The 20353-nt window shown below is 36.8% G+C and carries 18 protein-coding genes; all 18 read right to left on the bottom strand.

Features of this window, described 5'->3' with window-relative positions; genetic code table 11:
- Positions 1 to 33: 33 nt before the first annotated feature.
- The 18 genes from rny to D612_RS0102045 all read right to left on the bottom strand — a co-directional run bounded on the left by rny (position 34) and on the right by D612_RS0102045 (position 20289).
- Entirely contained in the window at positions 34 to 1593 is a 1560-nt protein-coding gene (gene rny / locus D612_RS0102130) for a ribonuclease Y (RefSeq protein ID WP_017753831.1), read from the bottom strand.
- 344 nt (positions 1594 to 1937) lie between these two features.
- Positions 1938 to 2984, bottom strand: coding sequence for a recombinase RecA (recA, locus tag D612_RS0102125; protein WP_017753830.1), 1047 nt, complete (start codon positions 2982 to 2984; stop codon positions 1938 to 1940).
- A gap of 178 nt (positions 2985 to 3162) precedes the next feature.
- Positions 3163 to 4407 (bottom strand): competence/damage-inducible protein A, encoded by a 1245-nt coding sequence (locus D612_RS0102120; protein WP_017753829.1) that lies wholly within the window; start codon positions 4405 to 4407, stop codon positions 3163 to 3165.
- 14 nt (positions 4408 to 4421) lie between these two features.
- Entirely contained in the window at positions 4422 to 5000 is a 579-nt protein-coding gene (pgsA, locus tag D612_RS0102115) for a CDP-diacylglycerol--glycerol-3-phosphate 3-phosphatidyltransferase (RefSeq protein ID WP_017753828.1), read from the bottom strand.
- Positions 5001 to 5074: 74 nt separating this feature from the next.
- A complete protein-coding gene (locus D612_RS0102110; RefSeq protein ID WP_154649411.1) occupies positions 5075 to 6010 on the bottom strand; it encodes a helix-turn-helix domain-containing protein in 936 nt (311 codons plus the stop codon).
- 15 nt (positions 6011 to 6025) lie between these two features.
- Complete coding sequence (locus D612_RS0102105; protein ID WP_026092358.1) at positions 6026 to 6823, bottom strand: DUF3388 domain-containing protein; 798 nt, start codon at positions 6821 to 6823, stop codon at positions 6026 to 6028.
- 169 nt (positions 6824 to 6992) lie between these two features.
- Positions 6993 to 7238 carry a DUF3243 domain-containing protein gene (locus D612_RS0102100; RefSeq protein WP_017753825.1) on the bottom strand — a complete coding sequence of 82 codons (246 nt, stop codon included), beginning with the start codon at positions 7236 to 7238 and terminating at the stop codon, positions 6993 to 6995.
- A 60-nt stretch (positions 7239 to 7298) separates the two neighbouring features.
- Positions 7299 to 8015, bottom strand: coding sequence for an elongation factor P 5-aminopentanone reductase (gene ymfI / locus D612_RS0102095; protein WP_017753824.1), 717 nt, complete (start codon positions 8013 to 8015; stop codon positions 7299 to 7301).
- 60 nt (positions 8016 to 8075) lie between these two features.
- Positions 8076 to 9359: an EF-P 5-aminopentanol modification-associated protein YfmH gene (gene yfmH, locus D612_RS0102090; RefSeq protein WP_017753823.1), complete on the bottom strand. Its 1284-nt coding sequence runs from the start codon at positions 9357 to 9359 to the stop codon at positions 8076 to 8078.
- A 1-nt stretch (position 9360) separates the two neighbouring features.
- Positions 9361 to 10644, bottom strand: coding sequence for an EF-P 5-aminopentanol modification-associated protein YfmF (gene yfmF / locus D612_RS0102085; protein WP_017753822.1), 1284 nt, complete (start codon positions 10642 to 10644; stop codon positions 9361 to 9363).
- Positions 10645 to 10971: 327 nt separating this feature from the next.
- Entirely contained in the window at positions 10972 to 11931 is a 960-nt protein-coding gene (locus tag D612_RS0102080) for an ABC transporter permease (RefSeq protein ID WP_017753821.1), read from the bottom strand.
- Positions 11931 to 12974, bottom strand: coding sequence for an ABC transporter permease (locus tag D612_RS0102075; RefSeq protein ID WP_017753820.1), 1044 nt, complete (start codon positions 12972 to 12974; stop codon positions 11931 to 11933). The genes D612_RS0102080 and D612_RS0102075 overlap by 1 nt, the downstream gene beginning before the upstream one ends.
- On the bottom strand, positions 12974 to 14500 hold the full coding sequence (locus D612_RS0102070) for an ABC transporter ATP-binding protein (RefSeq protein ID WP_017753819.1): 1527 nt from the start codon (positions 14498 to 14500) through the stop codon (positions 12974 to 12976). Before D612_RS0102070 ends, D612_RS0102075 begins: the two co-directional genes overlap by 1 nt.
- A 205-nt stretch (positions 14501 to 14705) precedes the next feature.
- Positions 14706 to 15851: a BMP family lipoprotein gene (locus D612_RS0102065; protein ID WP_017753818.1), complete on the bottom strand. Its 1146-nt coding sequence runs from the start codon at positions 15849 to 15851 to the stop codon at positions 14706 to 14708.
- Between the two features lie 160 nt (positions 15852 to 16011).
- Positions 16012 to 16737 carry a GntR family transcriptional regulator gene (locus D612_RS0102060; RefSeq protein ID WP_017753817.1) on the bottom strand — a complete coding sequence of 242 codons (726 nt, stop codon included), beginning with the start codon at positions 16735 to 16737 and terminating at the stop codon, positions 16012 to 16014.
- 97 nt (positions 16738 to 16834) lie between these two features.
- Positions 16835 to 19207 carry an FtsK/SpoIIIE family DNA translocase gene (locus D612_RS0102055; RefSeq protein WP_017753816.1) on the bottom strand — a complete coding sequence of 791 codons (2373 nt, stop codon included), beginning with the start codon at positions 19205 to 19207 and terminating at the stop codon, positions 16835 to 16837.
- Between the two features lie 102 nt (positions 19208 to 19309).
- Complete coding sequence (locus D612_RS0102050; RefSeq protein WP_017753815.1) at positions 19310 to 19534, bottom strand: YlzJ-like family protein; 225 nt, start codon at positions 19532 to 19534, stop codon at positions 19310 to 19312.
- Entirely contained in the window at positions 19531 to 20289 is a 759-nt protein-coding gene (locus D612_RS0102045; RefSeq protein ID WP_017753814.1) for a ClpP family protease, read from the bottom strand. The genes D612_RS0102050 and D612_RS0102045 overlap by 4 nt, the downstream gene beginning before the upstream one ends.
- Positions 20290 to 20353 lie beyond the last annotated feature (64 nt).

Here is a 20353-nt window from a genome sequence, read left to right as displayed (position 1 = left end):
GTGGTGATGATCACCACTTTTTTGTGTATTTGTTTATTTAGCATACTCGACTGCTCGAGTTTCACGAATAACGGTCACTTTTATATGACCAGGATAGTCTAATTCATTTTCAATTCTTTTGCGAATTTCTCTAGCCAGTTTATGTGCCTGCAAGTCATCAACCGAATCAGGCTTAACCATAATTCGAACTTCACGACCAGCTTGAATAGCAAATGACTTCTCTACACCTTCATAGGACTCAGAAATTTCTTCAAGTTTTTCAAGTCTGCGAATATAGTTTTCCAACGTTTCACTTCTTGAACCAGGTCTTGCGGCAGAAAGTGCATCTGCTGCAGCTACTAAAACGGCAATAATTGATGTTGGCTCTGTATCACCATGATGAGAAGCAATACTGTTAATGACTATAGGATGCTCCTTATATTTCGTTGCAAGTTCAACACCAATCTCAACGTGACTTCCTTCGACTTCATGATCAATTGCTTTACCAATATCATGGAGAAGACCTGCTCTTTTCGCAAGAGTTGCATCCTCACCTAATTCTGATGCCATTAATCCGGCTAAATACGCTACTTCCATCGAATGCTTCAACACATTTTGCCCATAACTTGTCCGATACTTTAACCTACCTAATATTTTAATTAGATCAGGATGTAAACCATGGACCCCAACTTCAAATGTGGATTGCTCTCCAACTTCACGAATATACTCATCCACTTCCCTGCGAGATTTGTCTACCATTTCTTCAATTCTAGCTGGGTGGATTCGACCATCCTGAACAAGTTTTTCAAGCGCAAGCCTTGCAGTCTCACGACGAATTGGGTCAAAACCTGATAGGATTACTGCTTCTGGTGTATCGTCAATGATTAAATCAATTCCTGTCAGAGTTTCAATCGTACGAATGTTTCGTCCTTCTCGTCCGATGATCCGACCTTTCATTTCATCGTTAGGTAAATTAACGACCGAAACAGTTGTTTCTGCAACATGGTCAGCAGCACACCGCTGAATTGCTAAAGAAAGGATTTCCTTTGCTTTTTTATCAGCTTCTTCTTTGGCGCGATTTTCAACCTCTTTAATCATAACGGCTGTTTCATGTGAAAGCTCTTTTTCAAGATTATCAAGTAAAATTGCTTTTGCTTCCTCTCGCGTTAAACCTGAAATGCGTTCGAGTTCTCCTTGTTGCTTTCGAACCATTTCTTCCATTTTGCTTTCCAACTCTTCAATATGCTGTTGTCTTTGGGTAAGAGAATCTTCCTTCCTTTCTAGCATTAACTCACGCTTATCTAAGGTTTCACCTTTACGGTCAAGAATCTCTTCTTTTTGCATTAATCGATTTTCTTGCTTCTGTAACTCGCTCCTTCGCTCACGGATATCACGTTCCGCTTCTGTACGAATTTTATGATTTTCATCCTTTGCTTCAAGAAGCGCCTCTTTCTTACATGCTTCCGCTTCACGTTTGGCATCCTCAAGAATCTGCTCCGCTGCATGTTCTGCACTAGAAATTTTCGCTTCTGCAATGGTTTTTCGACCAAAATATCCAACAACTGCACCGACAAGTGTGGCCAGCAAAATGGAGATGATTAGAATTGCATCCATCACTTCACCTCCTCTTGCTATCGACTTGTACATCTCTTAATGAATAGTTTTCTCGTTTTGATGTCGGCATGTACATTGCTACATCTAAGGTTTCAACATACAGCACAATGTTCTCATAATTTTCATTATCAAAAAATAGTGAAATTATACATTCTAATTGTAAAGGTGGACATTTCCATTGTCAAGTAACTCGGAAAGGAAGTAAACATTTGGACAGTTATTTAATGTTTGGCTATGTTATATGTTATTGTTGACCCTCTGGAATCGTTGCCCGTCGCTATATCATTATAACACAGCAAAAAATTAAGAAGCGTTCAAGATTTGAACGCTCCTTAGAAAAAATATTATTCAGTAAATAGATCGTCCTGTCCAGCTGCATTTTCAGCTTCAGCAAGTCCAACTGGATTATCTAAACCATAATGTGAACGCACTTGCATTTGAATTTCTTTACTAACATCTGGATTTTCTTTAAGAAATTGCTTTGCATTTTCTCGCCCTTGACCTAGACGTTCTTCTTTATATGAGTACCATGCACCACTTTTTTGGACAATATCAAGTTCAGAGGCTATATCTAAGATTTCACCCTCAATAGAAATACCTTCACCATACATAATGTCCACTTCTGCTGTTTTAAATGGTGGTGCTACCTTATTTTTCACAACTTTAATTTTTGTTCTGCTACCAACCATTTCATTACCTTGTTTTATTGTTTCAGCACGTCGTACTTCTAAACGAATCGACGAGTAAAACTTAAGCGCTCGTCCACCTGTAGTTGTTTCAGGATTCCCAAACATAACGCCAATTTTTTCACGAACTTGGTTAATGAAAATGGCAAGAGTTTTTGATTTATTAATCGCACCAGAAAGCTTACGTAATGCTTGTGACATAAGGCGAGCTTGTAAGCCCATATGTGATTCCCCCATATCACCTTCAATTTCAGCTTTTGGTACTAAAGCAGCGACAGAGTCAACAACAACAATATCAACTGCACCACTTCGAACTAGGGCTTCAGCAATTTCTAACGCCTGTTCTCCTGTATCCGGCTGGGATAATAGCAGTTCGTCAATATTAACACCTAATTTCTCTGCATAAATTGGATCCAATGCGTGTTCAGCATCAATAAATGCTGCTGTACCACCTTGCTTTTGGACTTCAGCAATAGCGTGGAGTGCTACCGTTGTTTTACCAGACGACTCTGGACCATATACCTCTATAATTCTTCCACGAGGATAACCACCGATACCTAGTGCAATATCTAATGCCAAAGAGCCACTTGAAATTGTTGCTAGCTTTCGTTCGCTCTGTTCACCCAATCTCATAATAGAACCTTTACCAAATTGCTTTTCTATTTGTTTTAGCGCTTGCTCAAGAGCGGCTTTGCGATCACTCATTACATTACCTTCCTCCTTCTTGTAAACTATCAATATCATACCTCTTTTTTTCTAATTTGCCAACTTTTTAACGAACATTTATTCGATAAAATTTAGTGGTAAATAAGCCCGGAAAATTGAAAATTCCTTAAGAGAAAATTAAAAATTCAGAGGAAAAAACCTCTGAAAAACTAATTTCTTATTTTTCACGTAAATATTTATATAAGTAATAATAACCATATTTCACTGTTCTCGTTCGGATCGCACTACGACTACCAGACAAGATTAACGGATATACTTTCGTTTCCTTATCCTTGACTGCTATCCCCACAAACACCGTTCCAACTCGTTTTCCTTCCTGCTCACTAGGACCCGCAACACCAGTAAAGCTTATACCAATATCAGTATGAAGAATTTCCAGAACGTTTTCTGCCATATATTTAGCACATTCAAAGCTTACGACACCATGCTTATTGATAACATCTTGTGGTACATTTAATACATTTCGCTTCACTTCAGTTTGATAACAAACAATACTACCATTAAAAACAGCAGACGATCCAGCTATGTTCGTAATCTCTTTAGCAAACGCTCCCCCTGTCAAACTTTCGGCACTAGATATGGTTAAACCTTTTTGTTGTAATAACAAAAATACTTCTTCATATAAGCTAGAATTATTATATCCAAAGAAAAACTCGCCAACACGTGGTTGTATCTTTTTTTCGAGCTGATCGAGCATTTCCATTGCCTGATCAAGTGATGGATGCTTTGCTGTTAATCGCAATGTGACTTCACCATCTCCAACTGCTAGTGGGGCAATCGTTGGATTCGTTTGTAAATCAATCAAATCTTCTATCTTTGTTTCTAATTCGGATTCACCAATTCCAAAAAAACGCAGCACTCGAGATTCAATGTATTGTTTATTCTCTAGCTGATCTAATAAAAATACCCGTCCATAAGATTCAAACATCGGCATTAGTTCAGATGGTGGACCAGGTAAAAGCATATATATACAACCTTCATAACAAAAAGCCATGCCTGGAGCCATTCCAAAATGATTTGGCAAAACATTTGAACCTTCAATAACAAATGCCTGTTTTATATTATTTTCAGTCATCTTTTTAGATATTTTCGCAAAATAACGAGACATTTTTTCATATGACTTCTCATCACGAAAAAGGTTTTTATTAAAACATGCTGCAACAGTTTCCTTCGTTAAGTCATCCTTTGTCGGGCCAAGTCCGCCTGTTATAATTATTAAATTTGATCGTTTTTGAGCGTTTGCAAGTACTTGCGTAAGCCTAGTGGAATTGTCACCAACGGCTGTATGATAAAAAACATTAATACCAATTTGTGCTAACTCTCTCGATAGGAATTGAGCATTTGTATTTACGATTTGTCCTAACAATAGCTCTGTTCCAACAGAAATGATTTCCGCGTTCATCAACAACCTCCCCGTTATTTAGAATTCACAAATACATGCTTATTTTTCGCAAAGTAATCCCAACCTGATATAACAGTAAAAAATACGGCGATCCATAAGAAAACATCACCTAACGGAAATCCTATACCGGAAAAAGGAATATCATGTAACAATAATGCAGAAATCGCAATGATTTGTGTGACCGTTTTTATCTTCCCTAACTGACCAGCTGCCATTACTTCTCCTTCACCAGCAGCTACTAACCTCAAGCCAGTGACAGCAAATTCTCGGCTTATTATTACAACTACCATCCAAGCAGGGGCAAGCTGAAGTTCAACTAAAGAAATTAAAGCAGCAGAAACTAATAATTTATCAGCTAAAGGATCTAAGAATTTCCCTAAATTCGTGACTAAATTGTGTTTTCGAGCTAAATAGCCGTCTATCCAATCCGTTGCCGATGCTATAATGAAAATTAATGCACCAATAAAATGAGAAACAGGCAATACATCATTAAAGAAAAATAGTTCCCCAAATGGCATTGGCACGACCATGAAAATTAAAAAAACAGGTATCAATATTATTCTTAAAATCGTTATTTTATTAGGTAAATTCAAAGTATATCCCCCCAATCAAAATGTATGCATGAAAAGAGTCATCAATAGCTATGATGACTCTAACCTCTTTAGCCCTATTGTGTTACCTTATTAAAAATGATCTTTACTTTTTGATGAACCTTTTCAGTTGGCGGAAATGGATAATTAACAGGTTGTCCGTTAATTTTCAACTGCACATCAAGAGTACGGCCTATATTAAATTCGATTTCTTCTTCAGCGGAAAAATCGTAATTTAGCTTTTCACCATTGCCTAGCTCCCCGCCATAAAAAGACTTTCCGATACCATTTATAATTCCGATATAACTTCTTCCAGTTGAGGAAAGCTCCACTATAAATTGATCGGTACCCTTAAGTTCATACGTCGTATATGGCGTCCGGCCATCCAGCTTTTCAAGTTCAAGTAATTGCTGATCATCTTCTTCAGTTGGTTGTTCTTGAGTTGGGGCATTGTCATTTGGTGTTTCGGTTTGTTGATCATTTGTATTAGTTTCCTCGTTAGGGTTCTCCGTTCCTTCTTCATCGTCTTGATTAACAATTGTAATATTCTCATCGGTTTGACTTTCAACTGTATTAACCGAGTCGTTATCAGTATTTTTAGCAATATCTAGTTTTTGCATATACAACCAAATAAATACAGCTACACTGACAACAAGAACAAAAACTAGCAACTTCGGCAAAATCGCAAACAAGACAGAGGAAGTTGATGACACAGGTGTTCTCTTTGTTTGGGTTCTTGATGATAAACCGCTTGGAGCCTCTACTTCAGATTTTGGGATGTCAGATACAAATTCATCAAAAATCCTTTCTGAATCAAGGCCGACAGCTTCTGCATATTGCCTAATAAATGCCCTCGCATAAAATTTTCCAGGTAAAATCCCATAATTCCCTTCTTCAATTGCTTTTAAATAACGCTTTTGAATTTTTGTAATAGATTGCAATTCATCAAGGGTAAGATTTTTTTGTTTTCTAGCTTCCTCTAACCGTTTTCCGAGTTCCGTCAATGATAACACCGTCCAATATTTAAATTAAAAATCAAAGTCTGAAAAACCAAAACTAGAATCAGATGAAAACTTTCGATTTTCAACGATATCATATGAAATTTCTTCGTCTTGATCATTTCTGAGCTCGATAATATAATCAAAGTCATCTAGTGTATATTCTGAGTACTGAACAAAAATATCAGGATGCTCCACAACCTTAACAGCATCTAGCCGCATAATTTCGCGAACTAACTCCCAATGACGTTCAGAAGCTCTTTTCGTAGAAACAATTCCATCCAATATGTATAAATGATCATTTTGATATTCTTCTTCAATTAACTGGCTGCGAATCGTCTGCTTTAAGAGTGTCGATGACACAAATAGCCATCTTTTGTTTGCACAAACACTGGCAGCTACAATTGATTCGGTCTTCCCAACACGTGGCATTCCTCGAATACCAATTAATTTATGTTCATTTTTCTTAAAAAGCTCTGCCATAAAATCGACCAATATCCCTAGTTCTCTTCGTACAAATCGAAATGTTTTTTTATCATCCTTTTCACGATGTATATATCGACCGTGTTTGACAGCGATACGATCACGCAGATGTGGTTTTCGTAATTTTCTTATTTTTATATTATCAATTGTATTTAAAATAGATTCAAGTCGTTCAATTTGTTTGTTTTCCTTGCTTAGTATAAGCAAACCACGGCGACTATCTTCTACACCATTTATTGTAACAATGTTAATCGATAACATACCTAATAATGATGAAATATCACCAAGAAGCCCTGGGCGATTTATAACAATCTCATATTCAAGATACCATTCTTGTTTTTCCATCGGCATCCCTGCTTCCATCGAGAAATATATTTATGTCAAAATGATATTCTTCACCAATCATATTTTTTCCAACTACTACTATAATAAATGATTTTCTAATAATAGAAAAGATTTATCGGCAATTCTCGACAAAATTAAAAGAGAGGTCACATAGAACCTCTCTAATCCTTTATTTTTGAACGAGCTTTACCATCATATTAGCAATTGATTTTTGTTCTTCAGGGGTCGCGACTTTCCAAAGCTCAGCCAATAGTCGTTCTTCATCATTTTTCGGGTCGACCTGCTTAGCTAAGTAGTCTCCAACTTCTACTGCAATATTGGAAATAGTATCTTGGTCCATTCCATTGCTTTTTGCTTGATTTAATCTGTCTTCTAAAAAGTCTTTCCATTGTTCAAAATTATCAAGAACTGACATGATATCACTCTCCTTAAGAATATGATCATTTCTTATCATGTCACTTTATAAAAAAAATATTCACGTATACCATGCTCCATTAATTGAGATTATTTCTCCGTTAATATAACTAGATTTATCTGAAACTAAAAAAGAAACTGCATGGGCTACCTCTTCTGGCGTACCAAACCGTCCCATTGGTATTTCGGCAAGAATAGTTTGTTTATCTTCATCAGAAATAGCTTTCATCATTCTAGTTTCAATTGGACCTGGAGCAATTCCGTTTACATTTATCCCGGAAGGTGCAACTTCCTTCGCTAGTGCCTTCACAAAAGTATTTTGTCCACCCTTTACCATTGAATACAAAACCTCGCATGATGCCCCCGTTAAGCCCCAAATAGAGGAAATTACAATTATTTTCCCCCTTTTATTGTGTACCATTGATCCTAGTAAATTCTTCGTTAATAAAAATGGGCTTGTAATATGAAGCTGTACCATTTCAAATACTTCTTTGTCCGTCATGTCTGTCATTAAACCTGTATAGCTTGTGCCCGCATTAAGTATTAGCACCTCTAACGGATTAGAGATTTTCGCTAGTATGTCATACACACCATTAGAATTAGAAAGATCGGCACAGATAAGTTCATAGTTTACATCAAGTTCTGCTGCTAAATTTTCTACTGCTTTCTGATTTTGATTAAAATGCAAATAAAGATTATATCCATCATCAGCCAAACTTCTCGCAATTTCTTGGCCGATTCCCCCACTAGCTCCTGTAATCAGTGCCCATTTACCCAAGATTATCACTCCATATGTAAAAAAGCTAAAAGCGCCCGCTCGGGCGCAAATTGTTACTTTCTATTTTGGCACAACTTGAAATTCTGTAAAACATTTTTCATCAAATATTTCTTTTGCCACTTCATCAAGCCTAGCCATTTCAATATCTTCTAATACAGATACGATATCGAACAAATTCATGCCATTGAATTGATACCTTGTAAATTGATTCGCTATATATTCCGGTGAATTTAATGCTCGTAGGAAGGCACCAATCTTTTTCTTTTTTATTCTCGATAAATAATCCTTAGAAATACTGTTTACATCAAAGTTAAGAGTAATCGTTTGAATACGCTTTGACAGCTCATCTGGATTTTCTGTATCTCCCCCAATCATCGCAAACCCAAATCCATACTCCTCTGAATAATCAAATGAGAACGTATCATCTATTAAGCCCTCATCATATAATTTCTCATAATTAGAGGAGCTTTTACCGAACAATAAATCTAATAAAACATTAACAGTTAATTCGTGCTGAAGCAATTCTATCCCTTGGCGCGTCGGATTTTTTGTTTTAAAGCCTGCTAAGCATTTTGAAGTTTGTACAGGCATTGCTAGAATACGTTTTGCTTCAGCAACTTCAAGTGGTTCAGGATCAAAGAAGCGCTTTATCTCTGGTGCTCGTGCAAATTGCTTTTTAGCCTGATTATCCCGTATTTGTTGGATCATTTCCTCTGGATTAATAGGACCTACAACAAATAACAGCATATTGCTTGGATGATAGAACGTCTCATAGCACGTATATAATAGGTCCTTAGTAATGTTTGAAATTGACTCTATCGTTCCTGCAATATCAATTTTTACTGGATGATTCTTATACATGTTCTCAATTAGCCCGTAATACACACGCCAATCTGGATTGTCATCATACATTGTAATTTCTTGACCGATTATCCCTTTTTCTTTTTCAACTGATTGCTCTGAAAAATAAGGACTTTGTACGAAATCCAATAATATTTCTAAATTTTCCTTTACATTTGAAGTGCTAGAAAATAGGTAAGCTGTTCTCGTAAATGAAGTAAACGCATTAGCCGAAGCTCCATGCTTACTAAACTCAGCAAATACATCACCATCTTCCTTTTCAAACAATTTATGCTCTAAAAAATGGGCAATTCCATCCGGAACTTGTTGTTCATCACTTCGTCCTAACGGGACAAAACGATTATCAATACTTCCGTATTTCGTGGTAAATGTTGCATAAGTTTTATTGAAGCCCTCCTTGGGTAACAAAAAAACCTCGAGACCATTGGGTAGCTTTTCATGAAAAAGCTGTTCTTTTAATTGGTCAAATGTAATTTTCTCCATATTATGCTCCCTCCAATCCTTTAAGGAAGTAAATAGTATCGAGCTCCACTTTTTGGGATGCAGTTTGAATATCCTTCCTTGTTACCGCATCTACTTTAGTAAGCCAATCGTCTAACGGCCGCTCAAAACCTGCAACTACGTTATGATATAATATTTCAACTAACCCATATGCTGTATCAATTGTTTCTAAAATTTGATTTTTTAAAACTGCTTTTGTCTGTTCAATCTCTTCGTCAGTAAAATTGCCGTTTTTCATATGGTTCAGCTGCTCTTTAATAATCGCAACACAACGTTCATAATTCCCAAACTCAATTCCACTCATGATCATTAATAATCCTTTATGACTTTCAAATCGTGAAGCCGCGTAATAAGCTAGACTGGCTTTTTCACGGACGTTTATAAATAGTTTCGAATGGGAAAAACCACCAAAAATTCCATTGAACATTTGTAAAGCAAAATAATCCTCATCCTGATATGTTGTATTTGTACGGCAACCAATATGGAGCTTTCCCTGCTTAATATCTTGGTTTTCAAAAATTTCTTTTATTTCCGCAGGTCGCTTTTGAATTATAGTAGAGTTTTCATATTCATTGGAACGATTAGTTGGCAAACAAAAGGACTTTTCGACGATATCTTTTACTTGATCAACGTTAAGATCACCAACTACGTAAAGGTCAACCTCGTCATTACTAAGTACAGTTTGATAATATTCATATAGGGATCTCGCAGTTATTTTTTCAATATCATTAATTGTTCCATAAGCATTTAGCCTATAAGGCTCCTCATTACACATTTCCTGAACAAGCCGCATATTGGCATAACGCATCTTATCATCAAAGATAGCTTGAATTCGTTGTCTTAACCCTCTTTTTTCCTTCTCAACAATATCTTCACGAAAGGAGTCATTCTTCAGTGCTGGCTTCAATAATATTTCGGACATTAGCTTTAAACCACTTTCAAGCAAAGGAGTTGAGTCGGATAAATATTTTTCGTTTGCGATATCCATTCTGAATGTAATGATTTGGTATTCTCCCTTTTTTGAAACATCAACATTAAAGGTAGCTCCATAAAGTTCATCCAGTTGTGTACGCAGCTCTCGAGCTGACGGATACATAGCCGTACCACTCTGCAAAACATACGGAAGGAGCGCTCTAGTTGTTACATTCTCTTCCCGTAATGGAGATTTCAATTTTAAGACAATTGTATTGGTCTTATATTTTAATGTCTCTATGCCATGAAGTTTAAATCCATTTATCGAGTATTTTTTCTCTTTTACAAGAGTCATTTAAATACCTCCTCTATGTGTTCAATCTAGTTTACTATATGTAAGTTTTGTCTATTTTTGCAAATTTAATCTTATAAGTATTCCCAATATAACTCTATGTTACTTATAATTTCAAGTTAAAAAGGCGCAAGCGCCCTGATTAGCGACGTAAAAATAAGAGCGCACCGACTGAGATAAAGGAAACACGTCGAGAGACGAGTCGATGTTGACTTATCGCAAAAGAGATGAGCGAAGTTTACTAGTCGCTGGGCGCTCGTGCTGGATTCCAAAGCGCAAAATTATATACTTTCTTATCTTAAAAAAAAGGCTGCCACTATTGACAGCCCCTTATCTTCTTCCTTTTATATAAGGAGTTCCTGACGCCTTTGGCGCTTCAGCCCGACCAATGAAACCAGTTAGTGCTAAAATTGTCAACACATATGGCGCAATATAAAAATATACAGAAGGGATCCCTTTTAAAAATGGAATGGTTTGTCCTACAATACTTAAGCTTTGAGCAAAACCAAAAAACAAAGCTGCTCCCATCGCTCCTATAGGATGCCACTTTCCAAATATCATCGCGGCTAAGGCGATAAACCCTTGACCACTTATCGTCGTATGAGTAAAAATCCTAGAGATAACCTGGGCGAAAACTGCTCCGCCAATTCCAGCTAATGCACCGCTCAAAAAAACTGCTATATACCTCATTCTAGTTACATTAATACCCATAGTATCGGCTGCCAGCGGATGTTCACCAACAGCTCTAAGCCTTAAGCCAAACGGAGTTTTGAACACGACATACCATGCTAAAACAGCGATTACAAATGACCAATAGGCAGGATAATATCCATTAGAGAATAACAATTCCCCAACGATTGGAATCTTACTTAAAATGGGCAAATCTATTTTATTGAAGCCTTCTCGAATTTGATCAGTTTGACCTTTTCCATACCATAATTTAACGAGAAACATTGATAATCCTAATCCTAAAAAGTTTATCGCAACACCGCTAACAACTTGGTCAGCACGAAAGGAAATTGAAGCAACGGCATGTAATAGGGAAAAAAGTGCAGAAATGAACATTGCAGCAATAATCGCTAGCCATGGTGTATAATCGCCAAAGCTAGGAGCAAAGGTTAAATTAAAAACAATTGAAGTAAAAGCTCCAACTACCATTAATCCTTCTAAACCAATATTGACAACTCCAGCACGTTCACAAAACACGCCACCTAATGCTGTATAGATCAAGGGAGCCGAGAAAAAAATTGCAGAAGGAATAATGATTTCAAGCATTTGCAAGACAGACATCAATTTGCCCCCTTTTTAAAGCGCCTAAAAATAAGCTGAATTAAATAACTAGAGGCTACAAAAAAAATGATTAAGGCAATAACAATATCGACTAGCTCTGTTGGTACACCAGCACCCATTGGCATTTCTAGCGCCCCAACCTTTAGGGCACCAAATAATATTGCAGCTAATACGATCCCAAACGCTTGATTACCACCTAATAGCGCTACCGCAATTCCATCAAAGCCCGCCCCGGTAAAACCGGATTTTATATTTAAGCTTCCAAACGTTCCTAACCCATCCATTGCACCGGCAGTCCCTGCAAAGGCTCCGGAAATGACCATAGCTAAAATAATATTTCTTTCTACCTTCATTCCGGCATACTTTGATGCGTGCTGATTAAACCCAACTGAGCGAAGTTCAAAGCCTGCTGATGTCTTTTCTATTATAAACCACATTATGAAAGCACTAATGAGTGCAACTATGATCCCGTAATGTAACGATGAATAATCGGTTATCCCCTGTAAAAATTCAGATCGTAATGATGCTGAATCATAAATTCGATTCGTTCGAAATCCATCAACAGCAAGGTATGATGCCACTATTGCATTGAGCACTGATAAAGCAATATAATTCATCATAATCGTTACAATTACTTCATGCACACCAAAGCGAGCTTTTAGGTATCCGGGAACCAGTCCCCAAAGGGCTCCAGCAAGTGCTGCAGCTAAAATAGCTAAAGGTAAATGAATAATTTTTGGAAGCTCAACTACTAAACCAACCCAAACTGAAGCTAACCACCCCATTAATAATTGACCTTCCACACCAATGTTAAAAAGTCCGGTTCGAAAAGCAAAAGCAACAGCTAAACCTGTTAATATATAAGGGGTTACTTGACGAATCGTCTCACCAATATAATAGGAATCCCCAAATGACCCAAATAGTAATGATTGATATCCCGCTATAGGGTTATAGCCACTGATAATCATAACAAGGGCACCTACCAAAATTCCTAAAATTACTGAAAATACCGGAGAGAAAATATCCATCAGTTTAGAATTCATTATGAAACACCTGCTTCCCTCTTACTACCAGCCATATATAACCCTAACTCTTGTTCAGTTGTGTTTTTAGGATCTAATATTGCGAGAATTTTACCTTCAAATATAACTGCAATTCGATCACTAACATTCATAATTTCTTCTAATTCAAACGAGACTAGCAAAACAGCCTTCCCATGGTCACGCTGCTCAATTAATCTTTTATGAATAAATTCAATTGCACCTACATCCAGTCCTCTTGTTGGTTGCGCTGCAATTAATAAAGCAGGATCTCGATCGAATTCACGGCCAATTATCGCTTTTTGTTGATTACCGCCTGATAATTCACGTGCAATTGTGTGTTCACTTGGAGTCCTAACATCAAATTCATCAATTAATCTATTCGCCTTTTGATAAATTTCATTGAAATTTAAAATACCGTTTATTGAAAACGGTTTCTGATAGTACGTTTGCAAAACCATATTTTCGCCAATTGGAAAATCCAGTACTAATCCATGTTTATGGCGATCTTGCGGGATATGCCCTACGCCTGATTCAGTAATTTTACGTGGAGAGAGGTTTGTGATATTTTTTCCATTAAGCTTGATTGACCCTGCTTGTACTTTGGTAAGCCCCGTTATTGCTTCTATTAATTCCGTCTGCCCGTTTCCGTCTACACCTGCAATTCCAACAATTTCACCAGCATGAACTGTTAAATTCAAATGGTGAACGGCTTCAATTCCACGCACATCCTTAACGACTAAATTGTCAATTTCAAGCACAATATCCCCAAGTATTGCTTCCTTTTTGTCCGTTTTAAATTGGACTTCACGACCGACCATTAAAGCTGCTAGCTCATTCGCATTTGTTTGTCGAATTTCTAAAGTTCCAATTCCTTTTCCTTTTCTTATAACAGTAACACGATCGCAAACCTCCATAATTTCCTTTAGCTTATGAGTAATTAATATAATTGATTTTCCTTCTTTAATTAAATTTCTCATAATTTGAATTAACTCTTTTATTTCCTGAGGGGTAAGTACAGCAGTGGGTTCATCAAAAATAATAATTTCCGCCCCGCGATATAAAGTTTTTAATATTTCTACTCGCTGCTGCATTCCTACAGATATATCAGCTGTTTTTGCAGTTGGGTCAACTCTTAATCCGTATCGTTCTGATAATTGTTTTACTTCCTCAACAGCCTGTTTAATATTGATTTTTCCAGCCTTTTTAGGCTCACTCCCAAGAATAATGTTTTCAGTAACTGTAAAGGAATCAACCAACATGAAATGTTGGTGAACCATACCGATACCTAACTCATTAGCAATAGTAGGGTTACTAATTTTTACAGGTTCACCCTTGACACGGATCTCGCCTTGCTCTGGTTGGTATAACCCAAATAATACGTTCATTAACGTTGACTTACCTGCACCATTTTCTCCTAATAAGGCGTGGATTTCACCTTTTTTCAGCTGAAGAGTGATGTTATCGTTAGCAACAAATCCAGCAAATTCTTTTTTTATGTTTAGCATTTCAATTATGTACTCACTCATGTTGCTCCACTCCTTATGTAGTTAAGCTTCACAATTGGTCTCAATATCTCAACATCTCAACATAAAAGGTGATTTTGAAATTGCTAAGAGCGAATATTTTTCGCTGACAACGGTTCAAACACCTCGTCAAACGAATACGAGCTGAGGGGTTTTGGACATGTGCTTTCCCGCCAGAGGCTAATCCGCCCCCTCTCGCTCTAGTTCCCTATTTGAGTTCTGCACGTGTTTGTGGAACTTTGACATCACCATTAATGATTTTCGTTTTCCATTCGTTAATTGTAGCTAACATCGTGTCTGAAATATTTGTTTGCGTTGGCGCAATATCAATTCCATCCTCCTCTATTCCGTATTCAATAATTTGTCCACCTGTCTGCTCACCTTTTAACGTCTTTTCAGCAATATCTTGAACTGCTACATCCACTCGTTTAACCATCGAAGTGAGCGCTATGTTATCACCAGTACAATCCTCTGGTTTACGCTCGGTTTCATTTGCATTTTCATCCCATTTCGTACAGCCTAATTCCCATTGATCACGGTCTACTCCAATAGCATAAATGTTTTTTGCCGGATCTTTTTTCTTAATATCGACAGCTTCTGAGAATAACCCGTTGCCTACCCCACCTGCAGCATGATAAATTACATCTACACCTGATGCGTACATACTTGAGGCAATTTGTTTCCCTTTTGCTTCATCTGTCCAAGAATCAGCATATTGAACTTCAACAGTAGCATCAGGTTTAACTGCTTTCACTCCAGCGATATAGCCTGTTTCGAATTTTTCTATTAAAGGTATCTCCTTTCCACCAATAAAGCCGACTTTGTTAGATGTCGTGGCTAAACCTGCTGCCACACCAACTAAAAACGAACCTTCATGTTCTTTAAAGGTAACACTTGTCACATTCGGTTGCTCCACAACTGCATCAACCACAGCGAAGTTTATTTCTGGGAACTGTTGAGCTATTTCTGTAAGTGCCTCTCCAAATGCAAAACCAGTTGCAAAAATCACATCAAATTCATTACGTGCCAGTTTATTTAAATTTGGTTTAAAATCTTCAGGACCATTAGATTGTAAGTAATCATAACCACCTTTCCCTTTTTCTAGATTATGTTTTTTCCCAAAGGCTTGAATTCCTTCCCATGCAGATTGATTAAAGGAACGATCGTCGATACCACCCTCATCTGTTACCATTGCAATACTAATGGATTGATTACCTTTATTCTCTTCAGCTTCTTGAGTGCCACCTTCACCTGCATTATTTTTATTGTCATTATCTGCAGTCCCACATCCACCTAAAATCGTACTAATTGCAAATAAAAAAGATATGAAAAGACCTGCTTTTTTTGAAACCATGTTTAATCCTCCTTTTTGAATGAAAAAAAACAAAAATACTTTATATACTTTTATAATTTGTACAGACAAGTATAAATCTATTCAGTCTATAAGCCATATACAGACATAAAAAGGAGCTGCCAAAAAGTCAAATTTAATAACTTTTTGGCAGCTCCTTATGTTATCCTCGTTTTCGTAATACATGAAAGTTAAATTTGTCAGCCCGGAAATAGTTGCATGAGTAAAATACCGGTTCATCATTTTGATCATAGTGCACTTGTTTCATAACTAATAAAGAAGCGTCAACCTCACAATTAAGGATTGGCGAAATTCTTTCAGAAAAGCCTAATGGTTCGATATATGTGATCGCATAGGAGATATATCGTCCGACTTCCCTTTCAAATAATTCAAATATCGACCCTGATTCGTGGGTGTAGCTTTTCGGAAGAATTGATTCTGGTATCTCATCAACACAATACACAACAGGCTCATCATCAGACGTTCGTACTCGTTCAATTACGATAATTTCTTCAGTATTAGAGCACTTAAACTGGTGAACATCCTCTGGTGTTGCTGCTCTCGAATTAGACGAAATAAAAATCGTGCCAGGTTTTTTCCCTGCGCGTTTAATCATCTCGGTAACACTGAATAACTCTTCAATCCCTGATGTAAAAAGTGGCTTTGGATTCACAAAAGTTCCAACACCATGTCTACGAATAATGATGCTTTCCTCCTCAAGCACTCGGAGTGCTTCTCGAAGTGTTGCTCGGCTTACTCCTAGAGTTTTCGCTAAATCAAATTCTGAAGGTAGTTTTTCATTTTCCTTATAAATTCCGTGATCAATATCTTTTTTCAGCCGATCAATTACTTGTAAATAACGATGCCTTGTATCAGGTTTTACAATCATTTCTTTCCTCCAAAAAATGTCAGAGGTTAGACCTCTGACGATTCATTCGTGTATTGATAATACTATATCACTTTTAAACTTTTAAATAAATGGCTAATTAGTGATTTGAGGCTTCGTCTTTTATTTGTGACACTAATACTGCACGAGGCTTACTGCCTTCATAAGGACCAACAATACCCTTTGCTTCCATAGCATCAATTAACCTAGCTGCTCTCGTATATCCTATTCTAAAACGTCTTTGCAGCATAGAAACGGATGCCGTCTGCATTTCAATGATCAGCTCAACTGCATCGTTATATAAGTCGTCATCTACTTCTACCTCAGTATCCTTTTCTTCTTCAACTGGCATCATTTCTTGATGGTATTGAGCTTTTTGCTGCGAGATAACATAATCAACGATTGCTTCCACTTCTTCATCAGAAACAAAAGCACCCTGAATTCTCACCGGTTTAGAGGCACCTACAGGTAAAAATAACATATCACCTCTCCCAAGAAGTTTCTCTGCACCCCCCATATCAAGAATCGTCCTTGAATCTATTGAAGATGAAACACTAAAGGCGATCCGTGATGGAATATTTGCTTTAATAACACCAGTAATTACATCGACTGAAGGTCGTTGTGTCGCAATAATTAAATGAATCCCAGCAGCTCGTGCCATCTGTGCTAATCTCGTAATAGCATCTTCCACATCACTAGAGGCCACCATCATTAAATCAGCAAGCTCATCAACAATTACAACAATAAATGGTAACTCTCGTTGCTGTTCGTTTGTCTCTTGATTATGTCGACGTACATGTTCATTATATCCTTCAATATTTCTAGTTCCAGTATGTGAAAATAATTCATAACGGCGTTCCATTTCTGCCACAACTTTTTTTAGAGCTTGTGACGCCTTTTTGGGCTCCGTTACAACAGGTGTTAATAAATGAGGTATCCCGTTATACATAGTCAACTCAACCATCTTCGGATCTATCATCATTAGTTTTACTTCGTGTGGCTTTGCCCGCATAAGAATACTAACAATAATACCGTTAATGCAAACACTCTTACCACTACCAGTTGCACCAGCAACTAGTAAGTGTGGCATTTTATTTAACTCTGTCAAAATTGCTTCACCTGAAATATCGCGACCTAGCCCTACCATTAGCTTTTTATCGATGTTATTATTTTTTGATTCTAATACCTCGCGAAGTGAAACCATCGCCACTTCTTTATTTGGGACTTCAATCCCAACTGCAGATTTACCAGGAATTGGAGCTTCAATTCGAATATCTTTAGCAGCCAACGCTAACGCTAAATCATCACTTAAGCTTACTATCTTACTAACCTTCACACCTTCATCAGGATGTACCTCATATTTAGTCACAGCAGGACCTAAATGGACCTTTTTAACCCGCGCTTTTACACCAAAGCTATGAAACGTTTTTTCTAGCTTTTGCGCATTCATCGTAATAATTTTTTTCTCGTCACTTTGTGAGTTATAGATTGGTTTCTTTAATAAATCATTTGTTGGAAGCTCATAATCAACATTTTCAGCTTCACTAAAAACCACCGATATCGTCGAATCCGGAGGCTCAAATTCAGCATTAGTCAATGTTGAATTTGAACGATCATTGAGAGTATCTTCATCAATAGGATCCCTATGTATTTGGGTGTCGTTTGTAGCAACATCTATGAAGTTCGATATAATTGGTTCACTATGCTCATATTGATGGACATCGATCTCAACATGATGGTCTATACTAGAATGCTGAGGATCTTTATTAGGTTTTTGTTTGTTTTTGTTTTCCTTACTTTTTTTCTTTTTCCGTTTTCCAGCCTTTATTTCGGATAACGACATTTTTATATCTTCAAAAAAACTGATAAATTGCTTTTTTGTAAATTTGTATAATGTACCACCAATCTTTGAAATAACATCATGCAAAGAAAAACCTGTCATTAAAATAATACCAATTATCATTAAGAATAAAAATATAATTTTCGTGCCTTGTTCATTAAATAAAAAATACGATATCGCAAATAATACTGCGCCTACCATTCCGCCACCTAAATCGTAAGAAGTATTTCCTTTTGCTTCTTCCCAAAAGTGGGCCCATGTATTTTTGATAACGGAAGGGTTCCCTACGGCAGCATGGTTATTAATTTCACTAAATACACCAACATGAGTAATTAACAAAATTGCACTAATAATTGTATACAATCCAATTAATCGCCTTGTAAAAAACGTTGGCCAGCCTTGTTTAATAATAAAATATAAAGATAATATTAAAAGACAAACTAGGAAAATCCAATGCCATTCGCCAAAAAAGAAGCGAGCAAGTAGAACAAACGCTTGTCCAATAACTCCACCTAATTCTGCAATTGAAATAATTGTAATCGCTAGTAGTGCTAATCCAACTAATTCAAACGTTAATGTTTTTTTCCAATTCCCATTTTTTTTATTTGAACGTTTTTTCTTTGATTTTGCCATATGCTACCACCTCATCAGAAAAGAAAAAGAAAGCAGCCAGTATAGAGGCTGCAATGTGTAAGTTTGCTTATATTATAACATATTGTGAAGTTGAACGACTATTTAATAAAATTGAGGTTTTATTGACAATATTGATCCTGGCGAATAAGCTTCATATAAAAAATCATATGGATTTGTACTTAAAACTTGAACAACGCGACATTCTTCTTGTGAGAGTGGCTCAACAATTAATGAAATCCCATTTACATTCATCATCTTTCTCTTTGAAAATACACTTTCATTCTCTTGAAAAATTAATTCATGCGGCATTGTAGTATACATGATCATTGTATAAGCCCACCTTCGCTGCCCTCACTGGCAGAACGCCGCTTCTCAATCAACTCGTTAAGCTTTGCAATCGCCTTTCCCACGCCACCTACATCATTGATCAAACCATATTTCACAGCATCTCTTCCAACAACGTTTGTTCCGATATCTCTAGTCAAATTCCCTTTAGAAAGCATTAATTCTTTGAAGCGGTCCTCCGTAATATTAGAATGTGAAGTTACAAAATGAACAACACGATCCTGCATTTTATCTAAATATTCAAAGGTTTGTGGTACACCAATAACAAGACCAGTTAGACGAACTGGATGGATTGTCATCGTTGCCGTTTCAGCAATAAAGCTATAATCCGCACTAACAGCTATTGGTACTCCAATTGAATGTCCCCCACCTAGTACAATAGACACAGTTGGTTTTGATAATGAAGAAATCATTTCAGCAATTGCAAGTCCTGCCTCAACATCTCCTCCTACAGTGTTTAGAATGATTAATAGTCCCTCAATTTTTGAATTTTGTTCGATAGCAACAATTTGCGGAATTAGATGCTCATATTTCGTTGTTTTATTTTGTGGTGGTAATTGCATATGGCCCTCAATTTGCCCAACAATTGTTAAACAATGAATATTTGATTCCTGACCCATTTGTGGGATATTTGTTTGTCCAAGTTGCTGAATTTTGTCAACGAGTGACTCTTTCACATCTGGCTTTTCTTGTTCTTGATCTGATTGCTGGAAAGATAATGGATTAGACTTTACCATGTAGGAACTCCTTTCATTAATTCAAACTACCTTTAGTATGAATCCCAATGACTAATTTAATTCC

It is taken from the genome of Calidifontibacillus oryziterrae, assembly GCF_000331575.1.
In the GTDB taxonomy this organism is placed as follows: Bacteria; Bacillota; Bacilli; order Bacillales; family Bacillaceae_J; genus Calidifontibacillus_A; species Calidifontibacillus_A oryziterrae.
The sequence above is the reverse complement of the archived record's forward strand: the minus strand, read 5'-3'. Positions and strand labels throughout refer to the sequence as shown.